We start from the raw sequence: 20,861 nt of genomic DNA on the forward strand, positions 1-20,861 counted from the left end.
TCCTCAGTCGTCGTCGCCGGCGACGGAGGGCGTCGCCGACTCGTTGAGGTCGACTTCGGGCGTCGGAACGGTGTCGACGACCTCCTCGACGACCTCCCGCGGGTCGCGTCCGCTGATGTCCGCCTCGGTCCCGAGGACGAGGCGGTGCGACATGATGATGGGCGCGAGCCGCTTCACGTCGTCCGGAATCACGTAGTCGCGGCCGCGAATCGCCGCGGCGGCCTTGCCGGCCCGGAGGAACGCAAGCGACGCGCGGGGCGACGCGCCGAAGTCGACCGCGGCGTGCGTCCGCGTCGCGCCGACGAGGTCGAGGATGTAGTCGAACACCTTGTCGTCGACGTGCACGTCCGTGACGACCTGTCGGGCCTCCCCGATGTCGGCGTCGTCGATGACGTTCGAGATATCCGAGGGCTTGAGCGACGGCGAGCGGTCGAAGCGTTCGAGAATCTCCCGCTCGTCGGCCCGCTCGGGGATTTCGACGACGACCTTGAACTGGAAGCGGTCGCGCTGGGCCTCCGGGAGGTTGAACGTCCCCTCGTACTCGATGGGGTTCTGCGTGGCGACGACCATGAACGGATAGGGGAGTTTGAGCGTCTCGCCCTCGATGGTCACCTGTCCCTCTTCCATCGCTTCGAGGAGGGCTGACTGCGTCTTCGGCGTCGCCCGGTTTATCTCGTCGGCGAGGACGACGTTCGAGAAGACCGGCCCCCGCTGGAGTTCGAACTCGCCGAGGTTCTCGCGGTAGATGTGGGTGCCCGTGATGTCCGCCGGTAGCACGTCGGGCGTCATCTGAATCCGCTGGTAGTCGAGGTTCGCGGCGTGGGCGAACAGGTTGGCGATGGTCGTCTTGGCCACGCCAGGAACCCCTTCGAGGAGGACGTGCCCGTTCGTCAGCAACGCGATGGTGAGCGCCTCTATCGCGTCTTCGTTCCCGACGAGGAGTTGCGACGTCTCGTCCAGGATGGCCTCGTAGACCTCTTCGGGAGCACTCATATACGAGACACTCAGGACGGCGACCACATATAACTGCGGTCTCGGTGCCCCGGCGAGCGAGCGGGCCAGACGAGTAGGCCGACAGCGCCGGACGACCGCGGTCGCGGCGACAGACTACGAGCGCCGGCCGCGGCGGGCGACGAGCGCGACCGCGCCGACGACGAAGCCGCCGAACAGGAGTTGGAGTCCGCCGGAGCCCCGGAGCGCCCGGAGCGCGACCTGCAGCGGCGGGCGCTCCTCGGCGTGCGAGAAGTCCAACACGACGGTCGGCCGGTCGGCGACGAGCGCCTCGGCGAACGCCCGGTTGTCCGGCCGTTCGAGCATCGCGTTGATGAAGACGCTCGGGTCGCTCACGACGACCACGTCGCCCGCGCCGAGGCGCTCCGTGGTCACGACGGGGTGCGAACGGAGCGTCTCGCTCTCGTCGAGTTCGCCGTCGTCGTCGCGGTCGAGATACGAGAAGTTCGACGAGCGGACGAGGACGGTGCTTTCGTTTTCGGTCACCGTCGCCGGGTGGTTCAGCGTGAGTTGCGTCACGTCGCGGGTCAGCGGGTCCGCGGCGACGCGCGTCGCCACCGGGAGCGCGCCGGATTTGTACTGGTGGCGGTCGTCGCGGAGCGGCGTCTGATTGATGCGTGCCGACGCGCCCAGTCGGCCGAGCAGGTCGTTGCCGTGGGGCCTGAAGTCGTCGGCGACGACGACGGTCCCGCCGGCCCGGACGAACGCCTCGATGCGGTCGGCCTCGGCGTCGGTGTAGCCCCGCTCCGGCGAGATGACGAACGCGACGGTGCCCGCGGGGTCGACCTCGCCGTACTCGGTGGTGTTGTAGACGACTTCGGTCTCGGCACCCGCGTCCGATGCGACCCCGCGGATGCCGGAGCCGCCGTCCCACGCGGCGTTGAACGCGCCGTAGGTGGACGAGGAGGTGCTCGCGCCGACGCCGACACCGAGGAGCATCGTGACGAGGAGCGCCGCGGCCAAGAGATGCGGGTAGCCGACCTCGCGGGAGCCGACGCGCACTCAGAACACCCCCGGCGGGAGGATGTCGAGGATGCGTCTGACCACGATGTAGCCGAAGGCGACGAGACCGCCGCCGATGAGCCACAGGAGCCGTCGCCGCCACGCGGGCGTCACTGCGACCGGCGCGGTGAGTTCGACGACGACGAGGAAACCGATGAGAGACACGACGAAGACCAGCTCGTACGAAAGCGAGTCGAGGAGGACCAAGACGAGGGTCGCGCCGAGCATCCAGGCGAGCTGGGCGCGGATGAACCGCTCGCGTCGTGCCGTTGCCATGTACGGTCGTGGACGGGGCGGGATAACTAAACTATCGCTTGTGGGGCCCGGTCAGGACGCGGGCGGTGTGAGGTGCGACCGTCGGTGACGCGCGTCGCGAGCGACACCGCGCTCGCCAGTCAATCGGAGCGGGTTCTCACCCAGAAACACAGCACGGCGGCGAGGAGCGAGCAGGCGGTGAGGAGTATCGACGGGCCGGGAACGGCCGTCTCAGTCGAGTCCGTCGAGCGCTCGGTGGTGGCTCGTGCGGTCTCGGCCTGTCCGTCCGTCGTTGCGCTCGCCGTCGATGACGACGACGTCGCGGGCGAACTCGTGTTGTTCGCGTCCGTCCCGGAATCACCCATCGCCGAGACGGTCAACTCGCCACCTGTAGCGTCCGAGTCGGCATCGGAACCGCCGCCGCCGTCTTGCGACGACGAACTGTCATCGGCCGTATCTGCGTCCGCGGTCGTCGTGGCGTTCGAACTCACCTCGCCGACGGCGAGACTCCCGTTCTCGACGGCGTCGATTCGGTAGCTGACACCCGCTTCGCTCCCGACGTCGGTCACGTTCACGCCGATTGGGGACGTCCCGTTCGCGCTGCCTTCGACGGTGACGGTCGCGATAGTGACGGACCCCGACTGCGACGTGTCGATGAGCGCGCCGTAGAGGCGAACTCGCGAACGCCCGTCGTCGTACGTGACCTCGTTCAGGCCGGGGTCGGGAACGAACGACGCGTTAGCGACGGACGCAATCGAACCGTTGACGCGGACGGTCACGTCGACCGCGCCAACCCCGCCGCCGTCGAGGCCGCGGACCACGAGGTCGTAGGTCGTCGTCGACCCCACGTCCGTCTCTTGGGACGCCGGCGTCACGACGACCGAAACGTCGTCCTGCGCTGCCGCCACCCCCACGGGGGCGACGGCGAGGCTGGAGCTGACGAGCACAAGCAGTCCGAGCGGGACGACGAGAGCCTGTCGAGTCGACATTCGAATTCGGTATCGGCGTGTTGAGAGTCGGACTACTTTTCTGTTCCGGGACCGGCGGTGAGCGGGACGCTGGGGTGCAGCCGTCGGCACGTAGTGTAATGTGAATATGCCTGTTACACTAGTCGGTCGACGAGTCGGTACGACCGATGGATGTTTTAGGCTTGTAGCCGGGATGGACACTACCTATCGAGTAAGATGCTCGCCGTCACAGCCGTGTTCCCACCCAGACGACTCTCGAAGAGATGATTCGAACGCAACGAGGGACACGGGCCGTCGTCGTCGGCATCGTGTTCTGTCTCCTCCTGAGCGCGGCGCTCGCGCCGGTTTCGGAAGCGACGCTCCCCACAACTGACGTCGACTCAGGAGGACCCGAACGCAGTACGACCGCGGCGACCGTCACCGACCCCGCGAATAACACGACCGCATCCGACAACGGAACGACCGGGAGCGACGTTCTCTCGGGCGTCGCGGCGTACCGACTATCGCGCGCGGAGTCGGACGAACTCGTCCCGGTAATCCTCGTCTTCGACGACCAGTCGCGCGAGTCACGCGACGGGGGCGGTCGCAACGACACGACGGCGCGCGCACAAATCAGAGCGACGACCAACCGGACGCAGTCCGACGTGCGCGAATTCCTCGACGCTCGGCGGGCGAACGGGACCGTTGCGGACGTGAAACCGTTCTGGACTCGAAACGCGCTCGCCGTCGAGGCGACGCCCGCTGTCGTGCGGACGCTCGGCGGGATGCCGAACGTGTCCGCGATTCACTACGACAGGCCGATTTACGCGACGGGGTCGGTCGCGCCGAGCGTCGCCGCGTATCTGGACTCGCTGTCCGCGTACGGCGAGACGGTCCGACCGGACAGCGTTCAGCGCGCGACGAGCGGAACGGAGTCGTGGAGCGTCAAATCGGTCGGTGCCGACGACGTACAGGCGCGCGGAATCACCGGTTCGGGCGCGAACGTCAGCGTCATCGACAGCGGCATCGACGACAGCCACCCGGCGCTCCGCGGGCAGGTCGTTCGGTGGCAGGACTTCGTCGGCGACTCGTCGGAGCCGTTCGACCCGTGGGGCCACGGCACGCACGTCGCGGGGACGGTCGCCGGTCGGGCGGACGCCAAGAAAGCAGTCGGTGTCGCACCCGGAGCGCAACTGTTCGGCGCGCGCGCCCTCAACGCCGACGGACAGGGCAGTATGTCGGACGTGATGGCGGCGATGGAGTGGAGCGCCGAGAACCACGCGGACGTGGTCTCCGCGAGTCTCGGTGCTAGTCCGTTCCCGCTCGAGTACCGCGGGGAACGGGGGGTCCGGCCGAACGAGACCGGAACCGCGGACATCGAACTCTACGCGAACGGCTCCGGCGTGTACCAGACCAACGCGAAGTACGACGGGTTCAAACCGGCGTACGTCTACGTGCTCGTCGAACCGACGCGGGTCGGCGGCGAGCAGATACAGAGCGACGAGCGACGCGCCGAGGTCATGCGGAACCTCTCGGTGACGCTTCGAGACCCCGCGGGCGAAACCCCGCTCAGAGGCGTCGACGCGGGGTGGTGGTTCGCCGACGGGCGCGTGCCGGCACAAATCGCGTACCAGAGATTCACACCCCGGAACGGGACCGCAATCGAAACCCCCGGGAACTGGTCGCTCGACGTCGAGAACGACCACCCCGAGTCGGTGTCGTATCGGTACCGAACGACGGCGTACTACCCGTCGAACGGGAGCGACCAGTTCTCTCGGTACGTCGACTCGCTCGTGACGACGACGGACACGGTCGCGGTTATCTCGGCCGGCAACGCCGGGTTGCTCGGGAATCGCTCCGTGGCGAGCCCCGGCGCTTCGGCGGGGGCGATTACCGTCGGTGCGTCACGGCAGACAGCGTCCGACGTGACCTCGTTTTCGAGCCGCGGCCCGGTCGGGTTCGGGGCTGACCGGCGACCCGGCATCGACCTCATCGCCCCCGGTGAGAACGTCACGTCCGCGTACTCGACGTCACAGACCGACGAGGCCGAACCGTACGTCACGCGCGACGGGACGTCGATGGCGGCCCCGCACGTGAGCGGCACGGTCGCGCTCCTTCTCGACGCGAACCCGAACGCGACTCGCGCCGACGTGACGCGGGTACTCCGGTCGACGGCGCGACCGCTCCCGCAGACAGCGCCGACCGTCGGCGCGGGAATGCTCGACACGCGGAGCGCGGTCAACGAAACGGCCGAGCTACCCCCCTCCGTGACGACCGAAACAACGCCACCGACCGACCCCGACGGTGACGGCCGCTACGAGGACGTCAACGGAGACGGCAACGTAACGCTCGCCGACGTGCAGACGCTGTTCGCCCACCGCGACGCCGGGACGGTCGAAGGCAGTCGGGAGGCGTTCGATTTCTCCGGGAACGGCCGCGTCAACGTCGCGGACGTACAGGCGCTGTTCGCAAAAATCCGAGAAAACTAGCGGGGTCGGTCAGGACGATTCGGAACTCGGGTCGGTGACGTTTACCCAGAGGTGGACCGCTTGGGCGGCGTTTTCAGCCGTCGGCTCCGCGGGTGCCGTTCCCTCGTACAGGAGGTAGGTGAGTCGGAGCCGGTCGCCGGTCATCGTCGGCGTGACCGCGTGCTCGGTCCGCCACGTCGAGTCGGCTTCGACCGACGGTCGATACCGCGTGAGAGACTCGCGTTCGAGGACCGTCGTGGTGTTGTTGGCGACCCGAACGCGCTGAAGCTGTGAGACGACGACGTAGTCGGTTTGCGTCCCCTCGTGGTTACCCACGGCAATCGTGAACGGCGTCGGCTCCCCCGCAGTGAGTTCCGTCGGGTAGTCCTCCGCGGTGAGTTGCCCGGACTGGTTCTCCGTCAGCACGTACACCTCGGAGAACGACTCCCCGGAGCCGGGGGCGGCGACCACGTATCCGCCCACTCCGACGGCGACCGCGAGGCAGAGTATCAATACGACGGCGAACGCCGCGTCAGTCCGCGAATCGGACGAGAAGAGGGCCTGGCCGTCGGGAAGACTGGACCGGACCGTGACGCCGAACCGTTCGCTCTCGGGGAGGGCCGCCCGACGACGCGACGCGACGACCACGGCCGCGACCGTGAGGAGTCCGATGGAGACGACAATCGGAACGAGTCGAAGTCCCCACGGCGTGAAGTTGAGGAGCAGTCCGAGCGCCGAGACGAGGGCGATGCTCGTCCCGAACGAGAGCGCGACCCGCTCGATACCGTCGATTCCCGTCCAGTCACCCGTGTCGGCGTCTCCGTTCGCGGCGACCGACGGTCCCGACTCCGGGAACAGCGCGGCGATAACCGCGTAGCCGGGGACGAAAAGCACGAACGGGAGGCCGAGCACGACCCGAAGCGGGGTGTCGCGGACGCCGGGGACGGTGACCGCACCGCAGGTGAGGACGACCGCCACCACGACCGCGAGCAGATCCGCGGGAGCGGTGCGAACCGAGCGCGGGACGAGAGATCGCCAGTCCGTATCGGAGGGCATCGGCTATGGGTGCGACAAGGATTCACTAAAAGCGGTCGGTCTCACCGACTGCCGTGTCCGCGACCTCGGCGGTCCAGGCGTGAGACGAACCCGCCAGAACCAGTTACTACGCGTCTTCCGCGCGCGAGAGTGTGTCCAGCACTTTGAGCGAGAGTTCGTTCGCAGAGATCTCACCGTCTTGGTAGTCGGCGAACCACGACGACTTCGCGTGCCACGTTCCGAAGCGAGACTCGGGGCTGTCCATGACGATTGCGTTCAGGCGCTCGGCCTCCCAGCCGTTTGCGACCCGATTGAAGAAGCCGCCGGCGATCGTGCCGATTTCCCCGCCGACTTCCTCGTACTGGTCTTCGTTCGAGACGTACGTGAGTTCCACCGCGTTCGCCGGCGGTTGCGGGAGGAGTTCGACGATGGAAATCTCCTCTTGTTGGAGGAACGACCGAAACTCGTCCGCCTGCTCGACGAACGGGGAGGGCGTCTTCGTCGGGAGCGTCGTCGTCGACTGGGTCGACGCCTCCGTCTCGGACTCCTGTGCACAGCCGGCAGTTCCGACGACCATCGCAGAGAACGCAGTAAGGAACCGGCGCCTTCGCATATGCTACTCACAAGACTACCCGCCTTCTTTAATCTGACCACGGCTCCGAAACGGTCTGACTGTTGTCGGTTTGAATGAGTGTCAATACAGCCGGACGGTATTATTCAGGACTATGATTCTGAATAAATCCATGGGTGATACAGAAGTATTTTATCGCTCCTATCAGATGAACATACCATGAGGCCTACGACCAGCAACAGGACTAAACTCTTGAGTTTGGTTCTGACGGGGGTTGTGGTTCTATCGATGGTGGTAGGGCCCGTTAGCGCGAGCACCCTCGCCTCAGCAGACGCATCGGCCTCACTCAGCGGAGGGGGTTCCGCTCCGATCGACGGAGCAACGACACCCGCGGTGAGTGACGAGTTGAAAATAGACGCCGGAGAGAACGTCTCCGTGTGGCAGTATTCGCTGCTGACACTTCGGCCAAATAATCCAGCAGCGTCGAGTGAGTTTGTCACACTCGACGACGTCCCGTACATCAGCCACGAGATACGGAACACGAATATCTTCGTCGGGACGAGCGACCTGGAAACCAGTTTGGACAAAAATCGAATCTACGTCTTCAACAAGACGGAGATCACCGCGACCTTCAATCCGGGGAAAGCCGGAAAGAGCAGCGTGGTCGACGGGGAGAAAGTCCAACTGGTCGCTGTCCGCCTGAAGGAGGGCGCGAAGCAACCGGGTGGTATCAGCGATATCGGCAAACTGCTCACCACGAGTAAGGACACGAACGCCGAAATCGTTCGCGAGTTCACGGGGGAGAGCGGAGAGCAGAACTTCAAATTCACCCCCGACGAATCCGGGCAGTACATCTTCGCGACGGTTCTCGTCGAGAACAGCACCGACCCGGGACTGGTGCAGGGCTCCTCGGCCGGTAACCTCACCGCCGAAGGGAACGTGACGGTCGTCGGCTTCGACCACTTCCTCGTCCAGGACGGTCGGTCGACGGTGACGCCACCGGAGGTTGCCGCGGTCGGCAACGACGTTGACGTCGACGTCGACGCGTCGAATCTGGAATCGGACGAGGTTTCGCACACGACGATTCTGCTGAACGAGACGGTCCTCGGCGACCAACAGCAGACGATTCAGCTCAACGGGAGCGAAATCGAGGAGATTCAGTCGTCCATCGACCGAATCGAAGGGGCGACCGACGTGAAGCCCGGAACGAACTTCGCCGGGAGCACGCTTCCCGCGAGCCGATACAACGGGAACACGAACATCGTCTCGCTGCTCTCGCGGTTAGCCGGTGAAGACAGCGTGACCCAGACCGACGACACGGTCATCTACACGAGTATCAACGGGACCGTCGGCGGACCGCAGGAGACGGTCACGCTCCGCACGACGGAGAACTTCACGCCCGGCGAGTACTCGGTGGTTCACTTCGCGACCGCACAGAACGGGACGGCGACGCTGAGCAACAAAGCGAGCGTCGAACTCGTCGACGGCGTCCAGCTCAACATCGAGCCGAGCGCGGTCGAAATCCAGCAGGGCGACAGCGTCACGCTCAACGTGACTCGGGCAGACACCGGCGACCGCGTCGCTGGTGCGAACGTGACCTACAACGGCAAGACGTTCACGACCGATTCGAACGGTCAGGTGACGTTCACGCCCGTCGAGACCGGAACCGCGACGGCCACGAAAGACCCGTCTAACGGAACCGCGTACATCTCGTCGAGCGTCGACCTGTACGTCATCACGCCGGAAATCGAACTCACCGGCTACAACGTCTCGTCGACGTCGGTGACGACGGACGAGACGGTGACGGTCAACGCGACCGTCGAGAACACCGACTACTTCGGTGGGAACTTCACGGTCGACCTCAAGCGTGACGGCCAGACCGTCGAGTCGAAGACGGTGTTCGTCAACGAAGGCGAGACCGTCGTCGAGCAGTTCGAACTGAGCTTCGACACGCCGGGCACGTACGACGTGACGGTCAACGACGCGACGCCGACGGCCATCGAGGTCAGCGGCGTCCCGGACATCGTCTACTCGAACTTCACGGCCCCGAGCCAGGTTTCACCGGGTGAGACGACGGTCGTGAGTGCCGATGTCAGCAACAACGGAACCGGCGCTGGCGAGTACAACGCGTCGCTCGTCATCGACGGCCAGACCGTCGAGTGGATGAACGGGACGCTCGCGCCCGACGAGTCCACGACGGTCACCTTCGAGAGGGACCTCGGTCCCGGCACGTACCAGATCGCGATCGACGGGCTTCCCGCTCAGACCGTGACTGTCGACAAGCCGGCGAACCTCGACTACTCGAACCTGCAGGTCAACGCGACCGAAATCGGACTCGAGGACGCGGTCAACGTGAGCGCGACGGTCACGAACACCGGCGACGTGTCGGACACGTTCACCGCGACGCTCTCGGTCGACGACGAAATCACGCAGACGAAGGCCGTGACCCTCGACGGCGGCGAATCGAAGACGGTCTCGTTCACCGTCACCGACCTCGCCCTCGGCGAGCACACGGTCCGCATCGGCGACCTCTCGCCCGAGACGGTCACCGTGAAAGCGCCGGACATCACGCCGACGCTCTCGGTCGAAACGAACGTGACGAAAGGTATCGTGCCCGTCAACGCGACGGTCGAAAACCGCGGTAACGTCGAGGCGACGGGCGTCGACGTACTCGTCGAAGCGAAAGCCGACGGCGGTGGGGACTGGGAAGAACTCACCAGTCAGTCGGTCGACCTCGCTGCGGGCGAGTCGGTCGCTATCAACACGACGCTCGCACGCGTTGACGCGCGGAACTACTCCGTTCGCGTCGTCGCGGACCCGGCTGACGAAATCGCCGAGGCGAGCGAGACGAACAACGAGGTCAACGCGCGCGTCACCGGCGGTCCGCTCGCGAAGGGCTACGTCAAGATGCCCGACGGGAGCGCCGCCGTGGACGACCTCGTCTACACGAGCCGCACGAACCCCGGCGACGAGTCGTGGTCCGTCGGACAGGCGTTCACCGACGAGAACGGTCGGTTCCTCGTGCCGGTCGTCAACGGAACCTCACAGACGATCGCGTACGTGCAGGACGAAGCGAGCGGTTGGAGCGGCGACCACCCGCGCGACGGGTCGCCCGACATCTACTCGCTCTACACGACGAAAGGAACCGAGCGGATTCTGAACGTCGGGAACACGACGCTCCCCGACGCGGGTCTACTGAACGTCACCGTCGTCGACCAAGACGGTGACCCCGTGGAGAACGCGACGATTGCGGTCACCCACAACAACGACGGCACCCGCTCGGGTGTCGCGTACAAGTCCAACGCCGAGGGGCTCTTCCCGGCCGGTGAAGGCGACAAGACCGGCATCGAGGTCCGCGGCGACATGGAAGTCCGCGTCACGCCGCCCGAGAACGACCGGTTCGTCAACCGGACGTACTGGCAGAACCTCACGGTCGACACGAGCGGTGCGAACCTCACCTTCCGCCTCGCGGAGGGTGCTGACCTCTCGCCCGAACTCGACGTCGAACAGCGACAGCGGTTCAACGACGGCGTGAACGCCTCCGTGACCGTCTCGAACGACGGACTCGTCAACGTCTCGAACGCGACGGTCGACCTGACTGTCGAGGCCGCCAACGGTGCCACGGAGACGTACACGAAGTACACCGGCAACCTCTCCGACAGCACCGACGCGCCGAACAACGAGACGACGCTCACCTACGACCTGACGGAGTTCGCCAGCGAAGAACTCCTCGGAACCCTCGCACAGGGTAACGCGAAGGTGACCGCGACGGTCGATCCGGCGAACGAGATTCCCGAGACGGACGAGACGAACAACCAGGTCGTCAACTCCACGCGCGTGGTCTACGCCGACCCGGCAGTCCGCATCCAGGGACAGAGCACGGTGCTCCAGAGCCAGAAGGCGACGCTCGTCGTGTTCACGAAGAACAACGGTACCGCACCGACCGGTGAGTTCAACGTGACCGTCGACTACGACGACGGGACGACCGAGAACATCACCATCGCGAACCTCGGCGTCCAACAGCCGAACACGACGCGCGTCACCCACAGCTTCGCGACGGGTGGCGACAAAGTCGTGACCGCGAGCGTCTCCGACGGCGTCCCGTTCGACAACAACGAGTCGACGAAGGACGTCAGAGTGAAGCCGTACACGCTGAGCATCGACGACGAGGACGTCTCGGTGCCCTCGACGGTCGTGAACAACTCGACTGTCACCGTCATCGCCGAGTTCAACGCGAACTACCCGTCGGACGTCAACGCGACGGTTTCGCTCCCCGCGGGGCTCGAACTCGTCGACGGACAGCGCGCTGAGAAACAGGTCCGGTCGTCGGCGAAGGGCGGTTCGGTTGCGTGGAAGGTCCGCGGCAACACGACCGCCGACATCGACGACGCGCAGCTCGACGTCACCGTCGAAGCGTTCGGCCAGAGCGACACGGCGTCCGCGACGACCAACGTCACGGTGCCGAAGGTCCGCTACACGACGACGAACGCGACGACGCTCGAGTCCGCGGGCGAGACGCAGTCGCTCGCGCTCAACATCTCGGACGCGACGACCTACGAGCACACCCTCAACGTGACCGTGCAGGCCGGGACGGACGGACGGACGCTACAGGGTCTCGAATACCTGTTCTCCTACCCCTACTGGTGTGTCGAACAGACGACGACCCAGATGATGTCCGCGCTCCGGACCGACCAGTACTACCGCGACGGCGACATCCCGAGCAACTACGACCGCGACCGCTCGAACAGCACGATCAGCGCGGGTATCAGCAAGCTTGCCGACGAGCCCACGCCTGGGGCGTACGTCAACATCTCCCAGCACGACAACGGCGCGTGGAGCATGTACGGCAACAACCCGCGCGGTGACCTGTTCTACACCATCTACGCCCTGCAGGGCGTGAGCGCCGTCTCCGACGACGCGGTGCAGAGCAGTCGTACGGACGTGAACAAGAGTCTGCAGAACATCAACCAGAGCGGTGCAGTCCTCTGGCTGGCAGACAAACAGCGCAACAACGGACGTGTCCGCCCGAGCGGGTACTTCCTCCGCGACGACACCTCCGCGACCGCCTACACGACGGTCGCAATCGACCGCGCTGGCGACGACCTCAACGCGACCGCACAGACGGCCGCCAACGAGTTCAGCGTCGACGCAGCGGTCTACCTCATCGAACAGCAGAACGGCGACGGTAGCTGGGAAGCCGGTTCGAAACAAGCGCAGGCAACCGCCTACGCGGTGCAGGCGCTCGCAGCGGTCAACGACAGCGACACCCTCCGGAACCAGGTCAACAGCGAGCTGAGTTCGGGTAACGTGTCGATGGCCCTCGACAGCGGTGTCCAGTGGCTCGCGGCGAACCAGCGGGAAGACGGTTCCTGGGCTGGTTACACGAACTCGCCGTACTGGAGCAACACCGGTGAGAAGGCCCGCGCGACGGGCAACGCGATCATCGCGTTGAACGCCGCGGAGGGCTACACGGCGGCGAGCAACGATACCGTCTCCGACGGTGTCGGCTACCTCGTCAGCATCTACCAGCAGGGTGGCTCCTTCGGTAACACGCGTGCGACCGGCGTCGCGATCGACGCCCTCACGACGGCGGACCAGCGGAACGCCGGCTCGCAGACGGTGACGGTCGAAATCAACTCGACCGTCACGAAGGACGTCACCGTCGACGGTAACACGCCGACGGCCACGGTGTCCTTCACGACTGACGAGCTCGAAACGCTTCGTGAGACCGGTGATATCACCCTCACCATCGAGAACTCGACTCGAGTCGTTGTCGGTGCCGAGTCCGAACAGCTCGTCAACGAACAAGAGTACGAGGACACCAACTGAGGAGAACGATGACACGAAAACTCTCAATGACACTGGCTGCCCTCCTGGTCGTGGCATCGATATCGTTCGGTGTCGGTCCGGGCGTTGTGTCTGCTGCGGATCCGTTCAGCGTCGACATCGACGCGCCGGACGACCTCAGCACGAACGGCAACCAGACGATTGCAGTAACGGTTACGAACAACGACGACACCGCGCTACTCAACCCGCTCGTTGAGGTCCCGATCAGCAGTCCGGTCGGCCTCCCGAACGGGGCCGAAGACGCGGTCTACGTGAACGACACGTCGGACCTGCGGGACGCGGCCGTCCAGCAGAGTACGATTTCGACCGGCGACTCCCTGACCATCACGGGCGAAGTGGTGCCGGCCGGGGAATCCCGGACGTACCACTTCAACGTGACCGTCTCGTCGGCGGGGACGACATCGCTGACCGCCGACGCGCGCCCGCTGTACAACGAGCCGAACAACGTTCGGACGACCGAACAGCTCGACGTGAGCGGCGTCGGGACGGTCAACGCGAGCGTCGTTGACAACGACGGAAACGCCGTCAGTGGCGCGTCCGTCGTCCTCGACGGTCAGAACCAAGCCGACTCGGTCAGCGAGACGGTGCTCGAAGGCGACCACACGGTCGGCGCGAGCCTGACGAACGCGCCCGAGTTCACCGTCGGCGTCGGCATCTCCGAGACGGCGTCTGTCACCTTCGTCGACGGCGACGACAGCATCCAGCCGGTCGCCTACGTCGGCGACGCGCCGTCGCTCGTCGGTGACTCGACCTCGGAATCGGACGGGAACGCGAAGACACCCGTCAACACGACGGTGTCGGTGACCATCTCGAAGAGTGACGGCACGGTCGTCTACGACATCGCACCGCCGAGCGACACGCCGCTCCGCGGGAACGGCGTCGCGACGACGGACGCGAACCTCGTCGACCAGACGACGGTCGACGGTGAGACGCGAGTTCAGCTCAACCAGACTGGCGTCGCGACGCAGGTCTCCGTGGAGTTCGAAGGCTACGAACTCGGGAACGCAGACCTCGACGGCGACGTTGACGCGGACGACGCGTCCGCAATCGCACAGGCCGCTTCGAGCGGCTCCGACGCCGCCTACGGCGACGTCAACGGCGACGGGCAGGTCAACGCGGTCGACGCGATGCTCGTCCAGCAGTACAGCGAGAACAACCGCGATGCCGACTACACCATCGGAGGTGCATAACTCATGAACACGAAACAGCTACTCGCAGTAGCGATGTGCGCCGCCATGCTCGTCAGTGCAGTCGGCGTCGGTGGTGCCGGTGCCGCGACGGCCAAGACCGTCTCGGTCGACGCCGTCGGCTCGCTCGACGAGCGCTCCGCGGACTCGACGGCGACGCTCACTGCGTACAACGTCGAGGACGCGGACGGCATCGGGTCGTACGAACTGAACATCAGCTACGACGACAGCCTGGTCGACGTCTCGGTCGCCGGGAACTCCCGGTTCAACGTGGAGACGACCGACCACGGCAACGGAAAGCTCACCGTCGTCGGGTACACGGGTGAGACCTCCGGCTCGACCGGAAACGTCTCGCTCGCGGACCTGACGGTGAGCGCGCAGTCCGTCGGGAGCGACACCGCCGCGTCCATCGACGTCACCGTCGAATCGATCACGGACACGAGAGGAAACCTCCTGTCGCACAGCGGCGACACGACGACCGTCGATGTGAACAACGTCGACGGTAGTACGCCGACCCCATCGACGCCGACGCCGTCGACGCCGACCACCGAAGCACCGTCGAGCGGCGGTGGCGGCGGTGGCGGTGGCGGCGGATCCGTTCCGAACAGCGGAACCTACGAGAGCGTCCGGCTCTTCTACGGTTCGCAGGTCAGCGCGTCGCTCCCGGACGGTGCCACTGTGACGAACGTCGACGTGGCGTTCGGCAGCCAGGGAACCGGCGAGGTCATCGTCCGCGAGCGGACGAGCCTCCCCGGAACGGTCGGTCGACCGTCGAACGCCGCGATCGGCTACGTCCAAATCGACGTCCCGAAATCCCTCAGCGACTCGCCGTCGACCATCACGCTGAGCGTGAGACAAGACCGGCTCGACGAACTCGGTATCACGGCGCAGGACCTCGCAGTCGAACGCTACAACGACGAAAGCGGTGAGTGGGAGACCCTCGACACGCGCGTCGTGAGCGAGGGCGACGGACGGGTCGTACTGGAAGTCGATACGCCCGGCTTCTCGTACTTCGCCGTGACCTCGAAGCAGGCCGTGACGACGACGGCAGACGACGGTGGTGACGACACCACCACGTCTGACGACGATGGTGACGACACCACAACGGACGACGGAACCTCCGGCTTCGACGACGAGACGACGACCGGAGAGCCGACGACGACCGACTCGGTCATTCCCGGCTTCGGCGTCACCGCCGCGCTGATTGCGCTCGTCGCAATCGCGCTCATCGCGGTGCGACGCGACTAACGTCGCGTCACCGCTCTCGGTTCTTTTTTGGCTCGACGTGTGCGGACGACTCGCTTCCGAATCAGAGAGTCACGTACGGCGCTGTTGAAATCCGTACTGCTAGTTTGTTGCGTCCGTGGTGAATACAGGGCGCAAGTCTTGCAAGGTTGAATTGTAATTCAGGTTATCGAATAAGCAACCGCGTGTGAAATTTCTCAACCCAATGTGTGAACAGAACGTTTTTGAAGGCTTTGTTAGTGTTCTGAAATGATGCAAGGTGTCCCTCGGAGAAAAGTCCTCCAACTGGGTGGTGCAGCTCTCACTACGAGTCTTGCCGGGTGCACTTCTTTCTTGGAACAATCAAGTACCAGCCTCAGTCAGGTGGAGATTTTCAATCAACGGCCGGAACAACATACAGCTCACTTACTTATTGAGCGTAATGACGAGATCGTGTCCTGGTCTTCATTTGAATTGAAACAAGCGGCAAATCAGCAGACAGATATCACGAAGGTTGACAGCAGAGTCATCAAGGACGAGTGGCCAGAAGGTTCTGCAACGTTCGCAATTCACGTAAGACTTGACGCTCAAACATCGTGGAGTTCTCTCACACTTGATGAACAAGACAAAGGATGTCATGAGGTTTTGGCAGTTATTGATCGTACTGACGAACCTCGTGTTTCATTTTTCTCTTCGAATGATTGTTGAAGCAATTGTAAGTAATCTCGTGGGAACGCTTCTGGGCTAAATTCATCGAAGATGAGATCATTCAATCCGATGAGCCAGTTCTGACAAATTGACCGTAGAATGTTGAGGACGTGATGAACTCATCCTCCGTCTGTGTCACGCCGTACGTATCAAATTCAAATTCTCGGGCACCAACAGAACCTAACGCACGGTGTCAGCTACGGGTGTGAGCCACGGTCGTGGTACGCTTGGCGTGGGTCCTGACGCTGACTCGTTATACTGAAACAGCGACCGAATCGGAGTTCTCGTCCATCCACCGGGCCGTGTGAGAGGCACGATTCGCTCTGCGTGCGATGGGGCGCGACGTGACTCAGCGACCAGCGTCGGCTCAGTCCGTCGAAAAGAAGAACACGCGAGGAGCGCAGTCGGCCGTCTCGATTAGGAGCGGCGACGCAGGAGACTGACGCCGACGAGCCCGACGACACAGACGAGTGCAATCCCGACCGGCCCCCAGAGGGGAACTGCGGTTTCGGTCGTGGTTTCAGTCGTCGAGGGCGCTGCGGTTTGCGTCGAGGTCTCCGTTCCGGACGTATCCGTGGATTCCGTCGTCGAAGCCGACTGGTCGTCTTCGTCCGGGTCGTTCTCTTCATCTGCGTCGTCCGCGTCATCCGCGTCGTTCCCATCGTCCGTGGGCGTCGGCGAGTCAGTCGTCTCCGCCGAACTCCCTCCGGAGTTCCCCGCGGTCGTATTGGCTGTGGTGGACTCGTTGGTTGGGGCCGACGTTGCGGTCTCGGTCGTCTCCGTGGTCGTCGTGTCGTCGGACCCGTCCGTCGAGTCCGAGTCTTCGAGCGACCCTTCCTCGACGACGCTCACGGACTGGGTTCCGCTCACCGCGACGAGTTCGGGTTCACCGAACACTTCGTCGCCGGTCTGGGCGGCCGAATAGAGCCGATAGTCGCCCGTCGAGAGCGACGCGACGTCGACCGTCGCCGTGTAGTTCAACCCCGTCTGTCGGGTCGCGGTCGTGCGGACAGACGTCGACTCGTTCCCGAGAACGACCTCGACGCCGGCCGGCGGCGATTCGACGTCGTTGCTGACTTTGGAGAGGTTCACTTCCACGAGGAGTTCGTCGTCCGATTCGACGCGGTCCGCCGCGGTCTGTTCGACGTCGAACCCGTTGATGATGAACGGTTCGACCGCGTAGACGGTTTCAGTTCCGTTCGTGAGCGCGATTGCGTACGTACCGGGGTCGTAGCGATCGAGCGAGAACGACGCCGAGGCGGAGCCGCCGTCGACGTACTGGCTGTCACGGAGTCGCTGTTGACTGTCGACGACACGGATGGAGTACGAGTCACCGGACGGGCCGTCGGTCGAAACGGAGAGGTAGCCGTCTTCCGACGCGCTGCCGATGGCTTCGATGGTCTGGTCTCCCCACTGAGTCGAAATCGTTCGGTCCGGGATGTCGAGGTCGCCGTCGATGTCGACGTCGTAGTCGGCGCTCTGTGCCGCCGTCAACGGGGCGACCGCCGAACACACCAACACGAGCGCCAAGAGGAGGGCACGGGACGAGTGCATGTGCCAGCCTCTACAGTCGTCTGGGGTAAGTGCATTGTCATGGCGAGTCGAACAGTCAGCGGTGGAGCAACCGCCCGACGTCGAACCGAACGAAGGGCGTCGCCGCGATGACGGCGCTACAGACCGCGAGACAGACCGCGCCGAGGGCGGACGCGGCGACCAACAGGGGAGTGAACGGGACGGCGAGTCGAATCCCGAAGACGACGAGCACGTCGACCCGCGCGAGCACCCACAGGAGCGCCGCCGCGAGGCCGAACGAGAGGACCGCCGCGGGAATCGCGAGACGGACGGCGTCGGCCGCGAGCAAGGCGAGAATCCGTCGTCTGCTCGCGCCGGTCGCGCGGTAGATGCCGATGACGCGGCGGTTCGCGTGCACCGCCTGCGCGAACGTCGCGGTCGTGCCGCCGATGGTGCTCAACCCGGCGAGCGAGACGAGCACGACGAACAGCAACTGCACGTTTCCGAAGACGTTCTCGATGGCCCGGCCGATACCGGTTCCCTCGGTGTACTCGCCGCGACTGCTGAGCGTCGCCGCGACGCGCTCGTCGCCGGTGACGCGGTAGGTCGCCGTCGAGATGACCGTCCCGTCGACGACCAATCGGAGGTCGTACGTGCCCGGCGGCGGGTCGTCACCGAGTCCGACCTCGGACGCCGACAGTTCGATCTCCGAGACGTTTCCGGCGGTCAGTTCGAGGGTCCGCGTCTGGGTCCCACCCGGCGAGACGAGGGTGAGGTTGCGGACGAGGAAGCGGCCCCACGGGTTGGCGACGCGTGCGGTCACCGTCGGGTTCGTGAGTCGCGACCCGGTGGACGGCGAGACCGTCAACCGCCCGCCGAGTCGCTGCGGCGCGCCGCGTTCCACGGTGAGCGTGTGTTCTTCCGGGACGTAGCCGTCTTTCGAGAGCCGGAGCGTGTACGTGCCCGGCTCTTCGGGAACCCGGATGGGCACGCCGCCGCGGGCGTCCGTCGTCGCGCTCCGGCCGTCGAGCGTGACGGTCACACCGGAGACCACGGACTCGTTCGGCGTCGTCGCCGGTACGACGAGCGTGGACCCCGGCGGCGCGCGCGTCGGGTACTCGGACGGGAGCTGAAGCGTGTTCGGCCGGTACACCGTCACCGAGCGGGTGACGCCGTCGGTCGCGAGTTCGTACGTCCCCGCGGTCTCGAAGCTCGTCTCGAACGACAGTTGGGTCGATTCGTCGCTCCCGAGCGTCACGTCTCGTTCGAGCGTTCGGTTCCCCACGCGGACCGTAACCGTTTCACTCGCGGTGGTGGACCCGAGGTTTCGGACCGTCGCGCCGAAGCGATACGTCGCGTTCGTCCGGACCTCGGACGGTCCCGAGAGGCTCGTCACGAGCAGTCCCGACGAGCGGTTCTGCAGGGACGTGAGCCTCGAAGACGCGTTCTTCGTCCGAATCAGGTGAACCGTTCCGGGACCCGTCGCCAGCGGCTGTGTCGTCTCGAGCGGGACGACGAGCTGGTCGTTCGTCACGCCGCTTCCGGCGAACGTCCCGACGATTGTGACACGTCTGACGCCGGGCGTGACGCTCCCCCCGAGCGTCACCGTCTCTCCGACTTCGAGCCCGAGCGTCCGCGCGAGGTCGGTCCCGACGACGGCCTCGTCGGCGCGCTGTGGGGCCGTCCCCGCGACTAACGACGCGTCGGTGACCGAGCTAAACGCGGTGTAGTTCGCCCCGCGAACGAGGTACGGCGTCCGGCCTCGGGTCTGCGCGTAGATGACCTCCGGGCTCGCCGTGATACCGTACGAGCGGAGGACCGTCGCGTAGTTCTCGTCGATGCGGCTGTTGAGGGGGTGTGCGGCACCGCTCTCGACGACCGTCCCGCTCGACGTTGTGGCGAGCGGCGCGAGCGCGCCGCCAATCGACCCCGTCAGTAGGATGATGAGCATGAAGACGGCGAGCGTCGCCGCCGTCGGGGTGAACGCCCGCCAATCGACGAGCGTCGGCGAGGCGACCGCTTGGAATCGGCGAATCGGCTGCGGCCATCGACTGGTGGCCCGGTGTGTTTGGTCGAACTTCGGGTCGCCGCGGACGACCGGAAGCGCCGCGAGGACCCCGGCGAAGAGGCCCATCACGAGGAGGAACCCGGCGATGCCGAGGAGCGAAAACGCGATATCCGCGGTCACGTTCGTCTGAATCGACACCGGGAGGCCCACGTACGTCGCGGCGTTGACGACGCCGTTGGTCACGATTACGCCGAGCGCGTATCCCAACGCGACCCCGACGAACGTGAGCGACAGCACGCGCCCGAGGATAATCGAGAGGATGCGCTGCGGCGACGCTCCGGTCGCGCGGGCGACGCCGATGAGACGGGTCCGGTCCCGAATCGACATCTTCGTGACGTTGTACACGACGACGAGAATCAAGAGCCCGCCGGCGAACGCGGCGACCGAGAGCGTCCGGACGACCTGCGTGATACCGCCCGCCAGAAACGGGAGCGCCGCGATGAGCGGGACGGTCGTCGGTGACGACGGTGCACCCGAACTCCCGGTGTCGAACACCAAGGCACCGCTCGTCCCCAACTGCTGGACGGTATCGGTGTCCGCGACGTACCACGAGTCGGGAAACAGCGTTTCGTCGACGCGGTGCGGCGAGACGGACGTCGACACGGTATTTTCAGGGCCGGACAGCTCTATCAGATGGACCGTCGATACCGGGGCCGAGACACCGTCTTTCGGCGGTCTCGGGAGCGTCGCGGCTTGCCACGAGACCGACGCACCGGAAATCGTTCGCGGCGCGTCCGGCGGTACCCCGACGACTCGGCGCGTCTCGCCGTCCGGCAGTGAAACTGTCGTGACCGCGATGACGACCTCGTCGGCGGACGCGGCCGCAACGGCGTCGTCGTACGACTGTTCGTAGGTGACCGTCGCCGAACTCGAGAGGTCGGAACTGAGGGTGCCGGTGTAGGTGGCCGCCGTGAGCAACAACAGCGCGGAACCGAGGAGAAACGCTGTCGTGACGGCGACGACCGCGATGCTCAGCCACTCGCGGCGCGACCACCTCGAGAGGAGCGCTGTCGCATAGCGCATGTT

Annotated in this window: 13 protein-coding genes; 5 read left to right on the forward strand and 8 right to left on the reverse strand. The window is 65.2% G+C overall.

The window, feature by feature from the left end:
* Positions 1-3: 3 nt before the first annotated feature.
* The 4 genes from C454_RS11395 to C454_RS11410 form a co-directional block, all read right to left on the reverse strand.
* A complete protein-coding gene (locus C454_RS11395) occupies positions 4-993 on the reverse strand; it encodes an AAA family ATPase (RefSeq protein WP_049905119.1) in 990 nt (329 codons plus the stop codon).
* 114 nt (positions 994-1,107) lie between these two features.
* Positions 1,108-2,013, reverse strand: coding sequence for a DUF4350 domain-containing protein (locus C454_RS11400; protein ID WP_004975699.1), 906 nt, complete (start codon positions 2,011-2,013; stop codon positions 1,108-1,110).
* Positions 2,014-2,289 carry a hypothetical protein gene (locus C454_RS11405; RefSeq protein ID WP_004042058.1) on the reverse strand — a complete coding sequence of 92 codons (276 nt, stop codon included), beginning with the start codon at positions 2,287-2,289 and terminating at the stop codon, positions 2,014-2,016.
* A 119-nt stretch (positions 2,290-2,408) separates the two neighbouring features.
* Positions 2,409-3,257 carry a hypothetical protein gene (locus C454_RS11410; RefSeq protein ID WP_004975701.1) on the reverse strand — a complete coding sequence of 283 codons (849 nt, stop codon included), beginning with the start codon at positions 3,255-3,257 and terminating at the stop codon, positions 2,409-2,411.
* Between the two features lie 242 nt (positions 3,258-3,499).
* Here C454_RS11410 and C454_RS11415 point away from each other — a divergent pair, with 242 nt between their 5' ends.
* On the forward strand, positions 3,500-5,704 hold the full coding sequence (locus C454_RS11415; RefSeq protein WP_004975703.1) for a S8 family serine peptidase: 2,205 nt from the start codon (positions 3,500-3,502) through the stop codon (positions 5,702-5,704).
* A 9-nt stretch (positions 5,705-5,713) separates the two neighbouring features.
* Here C454_RS11415 and C454_RS11420 read toward each other — a convergent pair whose 3' ends face one another.
* A complete protein-coding gene (locus tag C454_RS11420) occupies positions 5,714-6,739 on the reverse strand; it encodes a DUF1616 domain-containing protein (protein WP_004975705.1) in 1,026 nt (341 codons plus the stop codon).
* A 106-nt stretch (positions 6,740-6,845) separates the two neighbouring features.
* A complete protein-coding gene (locus C454_RS11425; RefSeq protein WP_231608278.1) occupies positions 6,846-7,331 on the reverse strand; it encodes a hypothetical protein in 486 nt (161 codons plus the stop codon).
* Between the two features lie 537 nt (positions 7,332-7,868).
* Here C454_RS11425 and C454_RS11430 point away from each other — a divergent pair.
* From C454_RS11430 to C454_RS20365, 4 genes are all read left to right on the forward strand, one after another.
* The gene (locus C454_RS11430; RefSeq protein ID WP_239639918.1) at positions 7,869-13,118 is read left to right on the forward strand and encodes a CARDB domain-containing protein; all 5,250 of its coding nucleotides are present in this window, start codon (positions 7,869-7,871) and stop codon (positions 13,116-13,118) included.
* A gap of 86 nt (positions 13,119-13,204) precedes the next feature.
* Positions 13,205-14,326: a dockerin type I domain-containing protein gene (locus C454_RS11435; RefSeq protein WP_239639924.1), complete on the forward strand. Its 1,122-nt coding sequence runs from the start codon at positions 13,205-13,207 to the stop codon at positions 14,324-14,326.
* Between the two features lie 3 nt (positions 14,327-14,329).
* A complete protein-coding gene (locus C454_RS11440; RefSeq protein WP_239639930.1) occupies positions 14,330-15,571 on the forward strand; it encodes a PGF-pre-PGF domain-containing protein in 1,242 nt (413 codons plus the stop codon).
* Positions 15,572-15,820: 249 nt separating this feature from the next.
* On the forward strand, positions 15,821-16,255 hold the full coding sequence (locus C454_RS20365) for a hypothetical protein (protein WP_152421538.1): 435 nt from the start codon (positions 15,821-15,823) through the stop codon (positions 16,253-16,255).
* A gap of 417 nt (positions 16,256-16,672) precedes the next feature.
* Here C454_RS20365 and C454_RS11445 read toward each other — a convergent pair whose 3' ends face one another.
* Positions 16,673-17,809 (reverse strand): hypothetical protein, encoded by a 1,137-nt coding sequence (locus C454_RS11445; RefSeq protein WP_004975718.1) that lies wholly within the window; start codon positions 17,807-17,809, stop codon positions 16,673-16,675.
* Positions 17,810-17,864: 55 nt separating this feature from the next.
* A complete protein-coding gene (locus C454_RS11450) occupies positions 17,865-20,858 on the reverse strand; it encodes an FtsX-like permease family protein (RefSeq protein ID WP_004975721.1) in 2,994 nt (997 codons plus the stop codon).
* Positions 20,859-20,861 lie beyond the last annotated feature (3 nt).

Source organism: Haloferax gibbonsii ATCC 33959, assembly GCF_000336775.1.
GTDB lineage: Archaea > Halobacteriota > Halobacteria > Halobacteriales > Haloferacaceae > Haloferax > Haloferax gibbonsii.